Source organism: Mycetohabitans endofungorum, assembly GCF_037477895.1.
GTDB lineage: Bacteria > Pseudomonadota > Gammaproteobacteria > Burkholderiales > Burkholderiaceae > Mycetohabitans.
Genome location: NZ_CP132745.1, coordinates 368,533 through 383,912 on the forward strand (window position 1 = coordinate 368,533; position 15,380 = coordinate 383,912).

Annotated in this window: 9 protein-coding genes and 1 pseudogene; 3 read left to right on the forward strand and 7 right to left on the reverse strand. The window is 63.1% G+C overall.

Going from position 1 to position 15,380, the window contains the following annotated elements; all coding sequences use genetic code 11:
- The first annotated feature begins 38 nt into the window (after positions 1–38).
- Positions 39–2,459 carry an FUSC family protein gene (locus tag RA167_RS13850; protein WP_076788158.1) on the forward strand — a complete coding sequence of 807 codons (2,421 nt, stop codon included), beginning with the start codon at positions 39–41 and terminating at the stop codon, positions 2,457–2,459.
- 12 nt (positions 2,460–2,471) lie between these two features.
- Here RA167_RS13850 and RA167_RS13855 read toward each other — a convergent pair whose 3' ends face one another.
- The 7 genes and pseudogenes from RA167_RS13855 to hrpA form a co-directional block, all read right to left on the reverse strand.
- Positions 2,472–2,705 (reverse strand): hypothetical protein, encoded by a 234-nt coding sequence (locus tag RA167_RS13855; RefSeq protein WP_139337196.1) that lies wholly within the window; start codon positions 2,703–2,705, stop codon positions 2,472–2,474.
- Positions 2,706–2,781: 76 nt separating this feature from the next.
- Positions 2,782–4,839 carry a hybrid sensor histidine kinase/response regulator gene (locus RA167_RS13860; RefSeq protein WP_076788161.1) on the reverse strand — a complete coding sequence of 686 codons (2,058 nt, stop codon included), beginning with the start codon at positions 4,837–4,839 and terminating at the stop codon, positions 2,782–2,784.
- Positions 4,836–6,587, reverse strand: a complete 1,752-nt coding sequence (locus RA167_RS13865) for a sensor histidine kinase (protein ID WP_076788163.1) — start codon at positions 6,585–6,587, stop codon at positions 4,836–4,838. Before RA167_RS13865 ends, RA167_RS13860 begins: the two co-directional genes overlap by 4 nt.
- A 233-nt stretch (positions 6,588–6,820) precedes the next feature.
- Positions 6,821–7,621 carry a competence/damage-inducible protein A gene (locus RA167_RS13870; protein ID WP_076788164.1) on the reverse strand — a complete coding sequence of 267 codons (801 nt, stop codon included), beginning with the start codon at positions 7,619–7,621 and terminating at the stop codon, positions 6,821–6,823.
- 34 nt (positions 7,622–7,655) lie between these two features.
- Positions 7,656–8,501: an EI24 domain-containing protein gene (locus RA167_RS13875; protein ID WP_076788166.1), complete on the reverse strand. Its 846-nt coding sequence runs from the start codon at positions 8,499–8,501 to the stop codon at positions 7,656–7,658.
- Between the two features lie 62 nt (positions 8,502–8,563).
- Positions 8,564–8,998 (reverse strand): annotated as a pseudogene (locus tag RA167_RS13880) (YncE family protein); the annotation flags it as partial.
- Positions 8,999–9,094: 96 nt separating this feature from the next.
- On the reverse strand, positions 9,095–13,276 hold the full coding sequence (hrpA, locus tag RA167_RS13885; RefSeq protein WP_076788168.1) for an ATP-dependent RNA helicase HrpA: 4,182 nt from the start codon (positions 13,274–13,276) through the stop codon (positions 9,095–9,097).
- 22 nt (positions 13,277–13,298) lie between these two features.
- Between hrpA and argA the strand changes: the two genes are divergently transcribed.
- Complete coding sequence (argA, locus tag RA167_RS13890; RefSeq protein ID WP_235090864.1) at positions 13,299–14,708, forward strand: amino-acid N-acetyltransferase; 1,410 nt, start codon at positions 13,299–13,301, stop codon at positions 14,706–14,708.
- A 62-nt stretch (positions 14,709–14,770) separates the two neighbouring features.
- Positions 14,771–15,046 carry an oxidative damage protection protein gene (locus tag RA167_RS13895; RefSeq protein WP_076788169.1) on the forward strand — a complete coding sequence of 92 codons (276 nt, stop codon included), beginning with the start codon at positions 14,771–14,773 and terminating at the stop codon, positions 15,044–15,046.
- Positions 15,047–15,380: the final 334 nt, after the last annotated feature.

Consider the following 15,380-nt stretch of genomic DNA (forward strand, 5'->3'; position numbering starts at 1 on the left):
CGCTAGACTCGCAGCATTGTGTGCCCGCCCAAGCGTCGATGCGATATTCGATCGAAATCAAGAAATTTCTATACAGTCAGTATTTCTACGGTGGGCTTCGGATCGCGACCGGCATCTCGTTGCCGGCCGTGGTATTGCTCGTCGTCTTTCACAATCGGGAGCTAGGCTTCACGATTTCGACCGGCGCACTGGGCGCATGTGTGGTCGACATGCCCGGGCCCCTGAAATACAAACACAACGAGATGCTCGCGTGCAGCGTGATCGGGTTCTTTTCGGCGCTGGCCACCGGCATCGCGACCGCTCACCCGCTATCGCTGTGGCTAACGGTCGTACCGTTGACTTTCGTGCTGTCCTTGATCGTCGTCTACGGGAACAAGTGGCCGCAGATCAGCTTCGCGACGCTATTCATGATGGTGGTGACGCTGGAGGAGCGCTTCACGCCGCTCCAGGCACTGGCCAATGCCGGCTGGATCCTGGCCGGCGGAATCTGGTACACGTACTGGTCGACGTTCGTGTCACGCTGGCAGACCCACCGGATCGAGCAACAGGCGATCGCCGAAAGTGTGTTCGCATGCGCCGACTACCTGCGCGCGCGCGCTCGTTTCTATGGTCCGGCGCATGATCTGGATGAGTGCAATAGGCAACTAGTCGACAAGCAGGTGCTGGCCGTAGACCGACAAGAGGCGGCGCGCGACATCGTACTGCGTAACCTGCCGAAGCTGCGCAGCGGGCAACTCGATGCACGCCGCACGATGTTGTTCAACTTGTTCATCAATACGGTCGACCTGCACGAGCTGTTCGTCGGTGCGCACGTCGATCACGCGATGATCCGCGCAACCTTCGGCGGCTCGGACTTGATGGTATTTTTTCGCGATCTGATCAAGAAGGCCGCGTCCGACCTGGAAGACATTGGGCTAGCCGTGCTACAGGATCGCCCGTCGGCACAGCGAATCAACGCGAAGGCGGAACTGCGCGCGATCGAGTACGAGATCGAGCTGATGCGCAAAAAGGCATTGCCAACCACCAATCCGGAGGCGTACTCGACGATTGTGTCGGCATTCCGGCGCGTCTGGAGCGCACAGCGGCTAATCGAGCGCATGCACCGCAACACGCGCGTGGATATCAGCACGCAAGACACGGAGATGCGGATCGATCAGGCGCTGTCGCGCTTCCTATCGAGCCGGCGCGTGCCGTGGCTGCAGATCTTCTCGAATCTAACCATGTCCTCGCCCAGCTTTCGGCACGCGTTGCGCGTCACCGTTGCGGTGGCGATCGGCTTGTGGCTTGGCCGCCTGCTGCCGCTCACGAACGCGTACTGGATTGTGATGACGACCATCATCATCCTGAAGCCTGGTTACTCGCTCACCAAACAACGCAATACGCAACGGATCATCGGTACCACGATTGGCTGTGCGGCGAGCATCGCGCTGATTCTGTTCGTGAAGGAACCGCCGCTGCTGTTGGCCGTCATGTTCGCCAGCATGGTGATGAGCTACAGCCTGTTGCTGTTCAACTACACGGCCAGCGTCGTATTCACGTCGTCATATGTCCTGTTGATGTTCCACATGCTGGCACCCGGTAGTCTGCGCATCATCGGCGAACGTGCGATTGATACAGTGCTAGGCTGCGCGATTGCGATCGCCGCAAGCCACCTGTTTCCCTACTGGGAGTATCGGCTGATGGGCAAACTCGTCAACGGCTTGCTCAGCGCAACCCGGCAATATCTGGAAATCTGCTGGTATGCGGGCAAATCGGGGACCGCGGCCAGCAGCGTAACAGACCAGGCCAAGCCGCCCACTCCGGATCCGACCGCGCCGGCGGACAAGAAGGGTACGGGCAAGAAGGCCAGCGCGCTGGTTTCCAGCGCAACCGCACAACCAACGCCGGCGGCCAGCGCCGCCGCGTCGGCGATTGACAGCGACATTCGATACCGGCTCGCGCGTAAGAATGTGCATATTGCATTCGCCAACGTCGGGCAGGCGTTGCAGCGCATGTTGCTCGAACCGAAGTCCGCGCAACGCTATGTCGCTGAGTTGAACGACCTGTTGGTGCGCGTGCACGCGTTGACGGCACAGATCACGGCGTCCGCGCCGCTGATGATGACGCTGTCACAGTCACCGGCCCGTACGGCCGGGATCGTGGGCGCCACTGGATGGGGCACCCAGCCCGTACCGGTCGTCGATGCACAAGCGCTTGCGCCACTGCGCAAGGCGCTGGGCATCGTCCATGACAATTTGGTACAGGCCGAAGCGGGCGTCGCACCGCCCCCCGAGCAAACGAGCATCGTCAAGCAATTGAATCATGAGCTGGACCAAATGGTCGTCGACGCGGAACGCACGCGCAGCGAATCGTCCGACGTAGCGCAAGAGCTCAAGGGGTTGGCATACCAGTGTAAGCAGATGGTGGGCGCATCGTTTCTCATCCGCAAGGATGCAAGCGTCATCAAGCTGCCGACATAGGACTCGACGCCGTTAACGGCTCCCAGGCACCGGCGTGGCAGCCGACGCACCGGCCACCGGGGCACCCTGCACGCCGACGCGCGCGGGCGACGCGGATACCGCAGCCGATGCGCCGAGCGTGGCAGACACCGCGCGTGCGACATCCGCAGCGGCTTGATGATGCTCGGCATCGTACTCCCGCTTGCCCGACAGTGCATTGAACAGCACGGTTGCAAGCACCCCGGCAACGATGCCGACGATCATCACGCCGACCCACGCTGCGGGATCGAGATGTCGGCGGCGACCAGTCTCGGGAGCGGGCTGGCGTGGGTTAATACGTCGGCTAAGCGCTAACCGCTGGTGGCGCGCGACCGACCAGCGATGCGATCGCCAGCAGTAGATCGGCCGGGTCGACGGGCTTGGCTAAGTGCGTTTGGAAGCCGGCCATCAGTGCGCGCCGGCGATCCTCGCCGTGGACCCGGCCGGACAATGCCGCGGCCGGCGTCATTCCACCTCGCGCCGCCTCGCGCTCGCGCAACTGTGCGATGAATGCGAAACCGTCTTCCTCCGGCATGCCCAGATCGCTGATGACGACATCGGGCGTGCCGTCGTCAAAGGCCTGCAACGCGTCCCGCACGGACGCCACCGCGCTCACCTGTGCGCCGCGCTCCTCGAGCACGCGCTGCACGAGTTCACGCGCATCGGCTTCATCTTCAATCACCAGCACGTGAACGCCATCCAGACGCGGTAGCGCCGTATTCGGCTGCGCGCTGATCGGTGCCACTGCGCCGCGGCGCGTGTCGGCGCCGGTCGTCACCGTGGGCAGCGTCACCGTAAATGTCGCGCCACGCTGTTCACCCTCGCTGGCCGCGGTGATATGGCCTCCATGCATCTCGACCAGTTCCTTGACGATCGACAACCCCAGCCCTAGGCCGCCAAACTGGCGTGTGGTACTCGCGTCCTCCTGTCGGAAACGCTCAAATACGTGCGGCAGGAACGCCTCGCGGATACCACAGCCCGTATCGCTGACGACTAGTCGCGCCTCGCCGTCGCCGCTGGTTAGCGTGACCGCCACGCGTCCACGCCGGGGCGTAAACTTGATTGCGTTGGTCAGCAAATTCCAAATAATCTGCTGCAGCCGAGCGGGATCACCATTGACCACTGCCGGCGCGCCGAGCACTGGCATGACGCGAAGCTCCTTCGCGTCGGCTGCTAGCTGTACGGTCGCGATCACGTCGGTGATCACATCGACCAGTTCGACGCGCTGCACGTTGAGCCCCACCTTGCCCGCCATGATGCGCGACATGTCCAGCAGATCATCGATCATCTGCGATTGCAGCCGTGCATTGCGGTGGATCACCTGCAGGCCCTTCTCGACGCGAGCCGGATCGGACGCGTCACGCAGCAGCAACTGGGCCCATCCGACGATGGCATTCAGCGGCGTGCGCAGTTCGTGCGACAGCGTGGCGACGAACTCGTCTTTGAGCCTGGATGCTCGCTCCGCTTCCGAGCGAGCCTGCCGCTCATTCGCGAGCAAATGCTCACGCTCCTGCGCAGCCAGCTTCTGGTCGTCGATGTCGGTCGACGTGCCAAACCACTTGCTAACCCGGCCGGCGCCGTCCAGCAGCGGCGCGGCCCGGGTCTTGAACCAGCGCCATGCGCCGTCGGCAGCCCGCAGCCGATGTTCGACATCGTAATCGCTACTGTCGCGCAAAGCGTCGGACCAACGCTGTACAGTATGCTCGCGATCCTCAGGATGAACCAGCACGTCCGGCCACACGTGGCCAAGTAGTAACGGCGCGTCCATACCCGTGTAGGACAGCAACTGCTTGGACGCGAAATCGATCCGTCCGTCGGGCAACGCAGTCCAGACCAGTTGCGGGATCGCCTCCGCCAGCGTCCGGTAGTGCAACTCCCTTGCACGAACCAGCTCCGCCTCGGCAATTTCCCGCTGCGCGCGCTTCTGCGCCAACACGCGCTCGATTGCCTGTGGCAAGTAATCAAGGTAATCGGAGGTCTTGGGCACCACGTCCGCGACGCCCGAGCGCAGTGCCTCGATCACCCGCGTCTCGTCGGCAAAGCCGGTGCACAGGATGGCGGGCAGCATCGTGCCCTGCATGCGTAACGAGCGCAGGAAGTCAAGCCCCGTCTCGGCAGTACCGAGCACATAGTCTACGACCAGCACGTCAGGCCACCGCTCCTGGCCCCGGCTGTCCAGCCACGCGCGCGCGGCCTGCGTGCCCGTCAACGTCACCACGTCGAATCCGGCGCGGGTAAGCGCGCGGCGGGCCAGGCTAAGCAGACCCTCGTCGTCATCGATAATCAGTGCACAGGCAGCCGGCTGGCCATCCGCACCCAATACTCCGGGTGACGAATCGACTCGATGAGAAGCAGGCGTCATACGGGGAACGTCGAGTGAGTAGGCAACGGACGGTCCGGAGCCAAAGCGCTGGCGCCGGGCTCCAGCCCGCTACCTGGGCGCAAGCGACCGACGCGCGCGGCCCTGGCTCCCGCGTTGACGCGGGCCAGCGTGTTCAGTGCTGCCGCACGCAACGCTTCATGTGCACTGCTAGATTCGGGCAGCGACAAGTAGAACGTCGAGCCGAATCCTTCACTGGACTCGGCCCACACGTTGCCACCGTGTCGCTCGACAACACGGCGCACGAGCGCCAGTCCAATACCCTCACCCTTGGCTGCGCCACCGTGCAAGCGCTGGAACGCGGTGAACAATTTGGGCAGTGCCGACGCGGGAATGCCATATCCGTTGTCGCGCACGTAGTAAATGCGTAACGAGTGTACGCCGACCGGGTTCGGACGCGTACCGATTTCGATCTCGCCAGCGCGGCTCGGATCAAGATAATTGACCGCATTGGAAATCAAGTTCGCGAAGACTTGCTCGACCGCGGTCGGATCGCCCCATGCGGACGGCAACGAATGCGTCTTCACAGTCACGCCCCGGCTCTTGATCGAGTCGCGCATGGCATCCACCACGCGGGACACCACCGCCTGCACATCGACTTGTTGCGGTCGGTATTCGACCCGGCCCGCGCGCGAGAGCCGCAGCAACGCGTCGATGATACTGGCCGAGCGCATCACCGCTGTTTGCAGAAAGCGCAACGCCTCGGCAATATCGTCGTCGACAATCCGCAACAGCCGGCGCCGTTGTGTGTCGGTCAGCGTGCTGCGCGCCAGTATCTGGCGCAGTGAGTCGCACGCCAAGCTCAGTTCCTGCGAAAATCCTTGCAGGTTGACCAGCGGCGCGCGCAAGTCATGCGACACGCTGTAGATGAACATTTCGTTTTCTTGCGTACGCTCGCGCAAATGCTCGTTCATCGTGCCGAGTTCCTCGGCCTGATGCGCGAGATCAGACCGATAGCGCGACTCGATGCGCTCCGCTTCAAGCAGGCGTCGGCTCGTCTGGTGCAGCGCGAGGTCCAACTCGGCGATTTCATCGTCGCCCCCGAGCATCGGTGCGAGCGGCGCATTGTTCGCGAGCTGCTTAGTGTTGTCCGCAAGCGTGCGCAGCCGCCGTCGCACGCTCGACGTGAACACGTAGACCGCGATGGCGCCGGTAATGATCGACGCGACCACGGCCGACACGAGCAGCACCTGCTGCATGCGGCGCGCCTCGGCGACACGTTCGGTGCGCACGCTGTCCAGCCGCATTTCCTCTTGTTGCAACGCGGCGACCTGCGCACGGAAGTAATCGACGATATCGTGGCCATTGATCTCGCGAAAGCGGGCTACAAGCCCCGCTTGATGACCGTGCCGAAGCAGTTCCTGCGAACGCTCACTCCACTGCCGGTATGCCTGTGCGCTTTGCCGGATCTGCACCGCGCGTTCGACCTGCAACGGATTGTCGGCAACCAGTTCGATCAATCGGTCAATGCGACGGTCGATCTCGCCCCATTGGCTGGGCGGCGTCCATACCTGTCCATACCCGTCAATCACGGCGCCGCGCATGCGCACGGCATCGACGAGCACTGGGTCGAGCACGGCAGTGGCCTGACTCAGCACTTCCTTGCTCCGCACTGCCCACTGCTCCGCTTCCAGGGCCTCAGCCTGGGTACGCATCACGCCGACCAATAAGCCAAGCTCAACGAGGCTCGGAATCGCGATCAGCAGCAGCCCTTTGGTGATCAGTCTCATACAGCGTTCTGGCGTTGGCGAAACAATGCGCACAGCAATGCCCGATTCGGCGCACGCGCGAAACGGCATGACAAGCACGCGGCGGCGCGGCGTGTCGCCGGATCGGCCGCGGAGCCATTATCGCGTCGTTTAGCCTAAATGACAAAAACCCATGTTGTGACAAATGACCTTCATCGATTCAGATATAAGGGCCACAACATTGCGCATGATAATTTCAATATTGCGCTCAATAATCAGCTTTCCGGCTCGAAAATTTCTCCTCCAAGCATATGTACGCCTTCACGTAGCAGCCTATACGCGGCGGCGACGGCCTCCGGGTCACCTTTCACGCCCAAATCGATATGCCGTCGCGCATAGATCCCACCGTGCTCGACATCGCCGACGCTGGGCAAGCTGAAGACACGTACGCTGACAAAATCGCGTTCGATACGCTCCATCAGCGGCGTGAGCGCGGACTCAGGCAACTCGAATACCAGAAATGAGCGCTCGTCATGCGGCGTGCCGTGATGCAAATGGGCATAATGGGTATCGAGCACCCATTCCATCATGGGCCATGCCATGACAGGGAACCCCGGCATAAAATAATGATTGCGCACCGAAAAGCCGGGAATCTTGTTATAGCTGTTTGGAATGATGCTGGCGCCCTGCGGGAACACGCCCATGTTGAAGCGATGCCGGTTATCCGGCGCATCCAGGTCCGCCTGGCCGGTCGGTGCGGTTTCAATAATCCGCTCAGCGATCAGTTGCCGGGCCTGTGGGTGCAGTTCCAGCGGCACGCCGAGCGCGGCCGCCGCACACTGCCGCGTATGATCGTCCGGCGTCGCGCCGATGCCCCCAGTCACGAAGACGATGTCATCGGAGTCGAAGGTGCGCTTGAGCGTGGCAGTGATTCGTCTGCGCTCGTCACCATTGTACTCGGCCCACGCGAGCGCCAGCCCCCGCGCGCGAAGCAACTCGATGGCCTTCGGCAAATGCTTGTCAACACGCCGTCCGGACAGGATTTCGTCGCCAATGATGATAATGCCGAACCCCATGGGATCCCCTTGATCGTTTCAGACGGCACGCAGCTTACGCCGATCCTGGCGGGCGCGCTTGCGTTGGTTGCCGGTCAGTCCCATGGTGTCGCGCACGCAATCGCCGCAGCACGCTCAGGCAATAATGAGCGAACCACAGCGCGGAAAACACGAAGATACACACGTACAGCCAGATCGACACGATCGCGACGAATGGGAACAGCACGATCATCAACACGGAGGATGCCCACAGCAGCGTTGGGACCGCGCCGAGCATCCCGCACATCACGCCGATCGCGAGCAGCGGCACGCGGTGCGTGCGAAAAATCATGCGCCGCTCATCCAAGCTTGCATGCCATGCCAGCGCATCATAGGTCATCACGCGATAGGTGAGCCAGCCCCACAGCAGCGGCGGGATCACGGCGAACAGCGGCGGCACGAGCCACAGCGGAACCGTGACGACCAGCAGCAGCACGCAGATGCACGTGGCCGCGATCGAGTGGAGCAGACTGCCGAGCAGCGTGCCGCCGCGCAAGGGCTCCAGATCGGCGAATTGGCGCGCACCGAGATGGCGGATCACCGCCGGCATCGATATCGCGGCAATCATCAGCAATACGGTCAACACGATCAATGGCACAGCGATCGCGACAACGACGAGCGGCGCGAGCACCATTTGTACGTGGCCGAAGCCGATCCCCATGAGCAGCGAATTGATCGATGCAGTCCAGCCCCAGTGTGACAGCCAACCGTGCGCCGCACCGACCCATCCTTCCCAGCCAAACCACAGCACCGCTCCCCAGCCCAGCGCGGTCAGCAAAAACGGCAACACGGTCAACCACAGCATTCGTGGATGAAGCATGCCCAGCAGCGCACGACCGAACGAACCGAGCAACTCGTTCATTGGCAAAGACGTGGTGTCGGCCACGGTGGTGCGATGCGCGCGGTATGCGACGTCGGGCTCATGAGGCGGCCCGACACCTGCAGCGTCACGGACGCGGTACGACTGTCGTCCAGCCGGTCCAGCCGCAGGCCGGTCGATACGAACCCTTTTCGATCCGGCGAGAAATCGATCTGGTACGGATCCTCGATGCCCTCGACCCAGCGCTGCACCTTGCCGGACTTCGGATCAACGAACATCAGGTTGTTGAACACCGAGTTTGCGACGATCAGCGACATATTATCCAGAGTCGGCATCAAGTGATGCGACTCCTTATCCGTCGGCACAGTGCCGACGACTTGCCGCGACGCCTGGTCGATTAGTGACAGCGTGGCTTTACCCGAGTTCAGGACGATGACGTTGTTGGCGACAGCCAGCGGAGCCAGCGCGACACACACGAGCGCGGCGGCAAGCGAGCCGGCCACGCGGCGGGCCTGTACACAGCGGTTGGAATTGAGCATGGACACCCAGACAGGAAAACTGCGTCTATTGTACGGACTTTGCCGAGGGCCCGGAACGAATCGCGCATCGGGGCAAACGTGCCGGCATGTCGCGCGTCATCGCTGCATCGATTCCCATACCTTATGCAGCCGCTTGACAGACACCGGCATCGGCGTACGCAGTTCCTGCGCGAACAGCGAGATGCGCAACTCCTCGAGGAGCCAGCGGAACTCTACGAGCCGTGCATCGGCTGCGCCTCCGCGCTGCGACAACGCACGCTGGTATGGCTGCATGAGCTGCGCACACTCGGCCGCGAGCCGCTGGTCACGCGCCGGGTCCACCTTGAGCTTGTCAATGCGCAACGACATGCCCTTTAAATAACGCGGGAAATGCGCAAGCTGGGCGTAAGGCGTATCGATCACAAAGCGGCGGGTCATCAGCGCGGCCAACTGCTGCTGCATGTCCGCGTGGGCTGCGCCAAAGCCTTTGGCTTGCGCGAGCTTCTTCACGAGCGCTGCGTACTCGGCGAGGATTTGGCCGGTCAGCCGTGCGAGTTCCTGGGCGAGCAGCGACAGTCTAGCCCGGCCCTCATCGCGCCGGGCCGCGAAGCTAGCATCGTCGTGCGGCCACGGCGACTGCAGGCAGGCACGGTCCAGCGCGGCCTCGATCAATTGGTCGCGCAGTTCCTCCTGCGTGCCGAGTGCCATGTACTGCATTGACATTTCGCGTAGTCCTGGCAAGTTTTTCGCCAGATAGCGGATCGGCTCGCGCAACTGCAGTGCGAACAGCCGGCGCAGACCGGCGCGATGGATATGCTCGGCCTGCGCAGGCGAATCAAAGACTTCGACGTCGCAGTGCCCACCACGATCGACCAGGGCCGGATAGCCGAACAGCGTCTGGCCGCCACGCTGGATCTCGAGCAACTCGGGTAGCGTGCCAAAATTCCACGTCGTCAGGTTCTCATACAGCGCGGTACAGGCCGGCCGCGCCGTATCCGATGCTTCGGCGTGCGCCGGCCCGCCGGCGTTCGCCAATTTGTTTCGCGCCGGGCCGGTTGACGGCTGTCCGGCCACACGCGACGCACCCGGTGCCGGTCCATCGCCCGACGTGCGGCTGGACGTGCGGCCCGGCGAACCAGCGCTTGCCGCAGCCGCCTGCGTATGCTGGAATGGTTGCCGCCCATCGGCCAATGCCGCGCTGGCCGCACCCGACGCGATGCGCTGGAACTGTTGCTGCGCCTGCGCGCCAAACTCGCCGCGCAGTTGCGCGAGATTGCGCGCCATGGCGAGCTGGCGCCCGTGCTCATCGACCACCTTGAAGTTCATGAACAGGTGAGCCGGCAGCGTCTCGATCTTAAAGTCGGTCGACTTGACCATCACTTGCTTGTGCTCGCGCAGATCGGCGATCAGCGCGTCAATCAACGACTGCCCGGCAAAATACACGCGCTCGACGAAACCGGCCGCATACTCGGGCAGCGGCACACAATGTCGGCGCAGCTTTTGCGGTAGCGATTTGAGCAGCGACTGCACCTTGTCCTTCAACATGCCAGGCACCAACCATTCGGTGCGACGCGCGTCGACTTGGTTCAGCGCGTACAACGGCACGGTCAGCGTGACGCCATCACGCGCCGCGCCCGGCTCGAAATGGTAGCTCAGCGCCATGTCAACGCCGGCCATCGCCAGCCGTTTCGGAAACAGATCCGTCGTCACGCCGGCCGCTTCATGCCGCATCAGGTCCTCGCGCGACAGAAACAGCAGCTTGTCGCCGTCGCTACCTCGCCGCCGCGCCTCGTCGCGATACCAGCGCTCGAACGCCGCGCCGGTATGGATTTGCGCGGGCACCGCCGCATCGTAGTACGCGTAGATCAACTCATCGTCAACCAGCACGTCCTGACGACGTGACTTGTGCTCGAGTTGCTCAATTTGCGCGACCAGCCGCCGATTGTGCGCAAAGAATGGCAGACGAGTGTCGAATTCGCCATCGACCAGCGCGCCGCGAATAAACAATTCCCGCGCACGTGCCGGATCCTGTGCGCCGAACGCGATGCGCCGGCGCTGATAGACGGGCAGCCCATACAATGTGCCGCGCTCGAACGCCACCACCTGCTCGGCCTTCTTTTCCCAATGCGGCTCGGCGACCGAGCGCTTGATCAGGTGGCCGCCGACACGCTCGATCCATTCCGGCTCGATGCGGGCGACGGTGCGCGCGTAAAGTCGGGTGGTCTCGACCAACTCCGCGGCCATCACCCAGCGGCCGGCCTTTTTTGCAAGCGTCGATCCCGGCCATACGAAGAAACGAATGCCCCGTGCCCCCAGGTAATGCGGATCGTTGTCGGCCTTCAGACCGATATTTCCGAGCAATCCCGCCAACAGCGCCTGATGGATCTGCTCGAACGTCGCCTCGGACTCATTTAACCGCCAGCCGTGCTCGCGCACCACGGTCAACAACTGCGAATGCACGTCGCGCCACTCGCGCAGCCGCAGATGCGAGAGGAATTGCGCGCGGCACGCTTCGGCCAGTTGCCGGTTCGATTTCTTGTGTGCAACGGCTTCCTCAAACCACGCCCAAATCTTCAGCCACGTGATGAACTCCGAGCGCTCGTCGGCAAAGCGGCGATGCGCCTGGTCAGCCTGCTCCTGCGCGTCCAGCGGACGCTCGCGCGGATCCTGCACGGACAGCGCGCTGGCAATGATCAGCATTTCGCGCAACGCGTGTTGCTCGCGCGCCGCGACAATCATCCGGGCCACGCGCGGATCCAGCGGCAGGCGCGCCAGCTCGCGACCGACCGGCGTCAACGCATTGTCGTCGTCAACCGCGCCAAGCTCGGCGAGCAATTGGTAACCATCGGCAATGGCCCGGCCCGGCGGTGGCTCGACGAACGGAAACGCGTCGATTTCGGCCAGGTGCAACGACTTCATCCGCAGGATCACCGACGCCAGTGACGCGCGTAGGATCTCCGGATCCGTGAAGCGCGGGCGAGCCTGGAAGTCACGCTCATCATAGAGCCGAATGCAGACGCCGTCGGCCACCCGGCCGCACCGGCCAGCCCGCTGATTGGCGGCGGCTTGCGACACCGGCTCAATCTGCAATTGTTCGACCTTGTTCCGGTACGAATAGCGCTTGACCCGCGCCAGGCCGGTGTCGACAACATAGCGGATGCCGGGCACCGTCAGCGATGTCTCCGCGACGTTGGTGGCGAGCACGATGCGGCGCGCATTGCCGGGCCGGAACACCCGCTCCTGCTCGGCGGCCGATAGCCGGGCGAACAGCGGCAGGATCTCGGTATGCGGCGGATGGTGCTTGCGCAGCGCCTCAGCGGCGTCGCGGATCTCCCGTTCGCCCGGCAGGAAAACCAGAACATCGCCCGGGCCTTCGCGACACAGTTCATCCACCGCGTCGACGATCGCGTCATGCAAGTCGCGCTCGGCCTGACGCGCGGCAGTGATACTGCCCGTGGCGCCCGGCGCAGAGCCCGGTGAGCCAAGTGGACCGGCCCCTGGCGCCGCGCCGCGCCGTGCGGGCGTGGCGCGCCCATCGTCGCCGACGACCGGCCGATAGCGGATCTCGACCGGATACAATCGTCCGCTGACCTCGATGACGGGCGCGGGTCGCTCGTCGCTGCTAAAGTGGCGCGCAAAGCGCTGCGCATCGATCGTAGCCGACGTGACGATCAGCTTCAGGTCAGCACGCCGCGGCAGGATCTGCTTCAGATAGCCAAGCAGGAAATCGATATTCAGGCTGCGCTCGTGCGCCTCGTCGATGATGATCGTATCGTAGGCGCGCAGCAGCGGATCGGTCTGCGTCTCCGCGAGCAGGATGCCGTCGGTCATCAACTTGACCGATGCACCCGGCGACAGGTTGTCGGTGAAACGGACCTTGTAGCCCACCACTTCGCCGAACGGCGTACCCAGTTCCTCGGCAATGCGTCGCGCCGTCGCCGATGCCGCGATACGTCGCGGTTGCGTATGGCCGATCAGGCCGGTGCCGCCCGCGCCCAGCCCGCGTCCGAGCGCCAAGCAGATCTTGGGCAGTTGCGTGGTCTTGCCTGATCCGGTTTCGCCGCTGACGATCACGACTTGGTGGTGCGCGATCGCGGCAGCGATCTCGTCGCGCCGACCGCTAACGGGCAGCGCCTGCGGGAACGTGACGGGAGGCACCGGATTGGGCGCAGGGTTGTGCGCCGAGGACGCGCGTCGGGCCTCGGCGCGACGTGCAGCAGGCGGCCTGCCGTGGCGCGCAGGGTCAGCGAGATCAGTCGGCGATGCATCTGCCGCGCGGTTTTTGGCTACATTGGACATGGGGGCGCATTATAATCCGGCCATGACTGCACAAAACGATCTCGCCCGCCGCGACACGAGGGCCAGCGGCCTCGCCGTGGCCGGCGGCCAGACGAGCGCCGCCATCGAATACACCGCGAATCACGCTCAATTCGTCGAATGGCTGCGATCGGTTGCACCGTACATCCATGCGTTCCGCAACCGGATGTTCGTCGTCGCGTTCGGCGGCGAATTGATGCAAGCGGGCGCGCTCAATGCGCTGGTGCAGGATGTCGCATTATTGCATGCGATGGGCATTCAGATCGTACTGGTGCACGGTTCCCGCCCGCAGGTCGAGGAACAGTTAAACCTGCACCAGGTCGAGTCGTTGTTCGCGGGCGGCATGCGGATCACCGATGCACGCGCGCTAGAAGCGGCCAAAGAAGCGTCCGGCGAAGTGCGGCTAGACATCGAAGCGGCAATCAGCCAAGGTTTACCCAATACGCCGATGGCGCACGCGCATATCAGCGTCGTATCCGGCAATTTTGTCACCGCGAGGCCGGTCGGGATACTCGATGGCGTCGATTTCCAACATACCGGCGTGGTGCGCAAGATCGATGCCGAATCGATTCGGCATTCGCTGGAGAGCAACAAGATCGTGTTGCTGTCGCCGCTCGGATTCTCGCCGACCGGCGAGGCGTTCAATCTGTCGATGGAGGATGTCGCGTCGTCCGCGGCCATCGCGCTACGTGCCGACAAGCTGATCTTCATCACCGAGACGCCCGGCGTGATCGACGGCGACGGTGAACTGACCCGTGAGCTGTCGCTGGATGACGCACAGAGAATCTACGAAGCTCATACGGGCGAGTTGGACCGTGCAGATGCGGACTTTTACCTAAAGCATGCGATCCGCGCGTGCCGCGGTGGCGTGCCGCGCTCGCACATCATCCCCTATGCGCTGGACGGCAGTATCCTGCTGGAGCTGTTCCTGCACGACGGGGTCGGCACAATGATCTCGTACGAGAATCTAGAAAGCCTGCGTGAGGCAGTGCCGGACGATGTCGGCAGCATCCTGCAACTGATCGAGCCACTCGAGACGGACGGCACGCTGGTGCGGCGCGACCGCCACCAGATCGAGCGTGACATCGACCATTTCTCAGTCATTGAGCACGATGGCGTGCTGTTCGGTTGCGCGGCGCTGTACCCATACCCGCAGGAGCGGATCGGCGAGATGGCGTGCCTGACCGTGGCACCGGAGGCGCAGGGCACCGGCGATGGCGAGCGTCTGCTCAAGCGCATCGAGCAACGCGCCCGGGCGCGCGGCCTGACGCGGATTTTCGTGCTGACGACCCGCACTGAGCATTGGTTCCTCAAACGCGGTTTCGTCAAGGCGACGGTCAACGACCTGCCCGAGGACCGGCGCCGCCTGTACAACTGGCAGCGCAAGTCGCTCGTGCTGATCAAGCAGCTCTGAGCACGCGCGGGGAATCCGCACGTCGGCACCCCGCCCCACCCCCATATCAAAGGAGAAGTCTGATGGCTCGAATGGTTCACTGCGCAAAACTTGGCAAAGAGGCGGAAGGATTGGACTTTCCGCCGTTGCCGGGCGAGCTTGGCAAACGCATCTTCGAAAACATCTCGAAGGAAGCATGGCAGGCGTGGCTCAAGCAGCAGACGATGTTGATCAACGAAAACCGTCTGAACATGGCCGATCCGCGCGCGCGCCAATATCTGTTAAAACAAACTGAAAAATTTTTCTTTGGCGAAGGCGCGGACGTCGCGTCGGGCTACGTGCCGCCCGCCAACGGCTAAGCGGTGTGGCCGTGCCGGACATCGGCCGGCGGTGCATGCCGGCCACCATTGCCGCACGCTGGTGGTCGGCGACGACGACCCGCACATCGTCAAGAGGCTGGACGCAGCATGATGCGGCGTCGGCCGTCACTTGTCCTTCTATTCAGCCAATTTCCACCCGCTGGAAGACGCTTCGTTTTTGACGTCTGGACTTCGTGCTGCGCTATCACAGTCAAAACAGCACGCCTATAACGTAACTGAAGCACGTCGTTTTCACTCACGGCAGAGGCAACATCGCTTTATCTTGAATAATAGCTTGTCGACATAACTGCCGTGGAACCAAATAGGGGTCCTA

What these genes read in the sequence shown, in the direction of transcription:
- RA167_RS13895 (WP_076788169.1), top strand. Translation starts at nt 14,771, where the DNA reads ATGGCTCGAATGGTTCACTGCGCAAAACTTGGCAAAGAGGCGGAAGGA.
- RA167_RS13850 (WP_076788158.1), top strand. Translation starts at nt 39, where the DNA reads ATGCGATATTCGATCGAAATCAAGAAATTTCTATACAGTCAGTATTTC.
- RA167_RS13860 (WP_076788161.1), bottom strand. Translation starts at nt 4,839, where the DNA reads ATGACGCCTGCTTCTCATCGAGTCGATTCGTCACCCGGAGTATTGGGT.
- hrpA (WP_076788168.1), bottom strand. Translation starts at nt 13,276, where the DNA reads ATGTCCAATGTAGCCAAAAACCGCGCGGCAGATGCATCGCCGACTGAT.
- RA167_RS13870 (WP_076788164.1), bottom strand. Translation starts at nt 7,621, where the DNA reads ATGGGGTTCGGCATTATCATCATTGGCGACGAAATCCTGTCCGGACGG.
- RA167_RS13875 (WP_076788166.1), bottom strand. Translation starts at nt 8,501, where the DNA reads ATGAACGAGTTGCTCGGTTCGTTCGGTCGTGCGCTGCTGGGCATGCTT.
- RA167_RS13865 (WP_076788163.1), bottom strand. Translation starts at nt 6,587, where the DNA reads ATGAGACTGATCACCAAAGGGCTGCTGCTGATCGCGATTCCGAGCCTC.
- argA (WP_235090864.1), top strand. Translation starts at nt 13,299, where the DNA reads ATGACTGCACAAAACGATCTCGCCCGCCGCGACACGAGGGCCAGCGGC.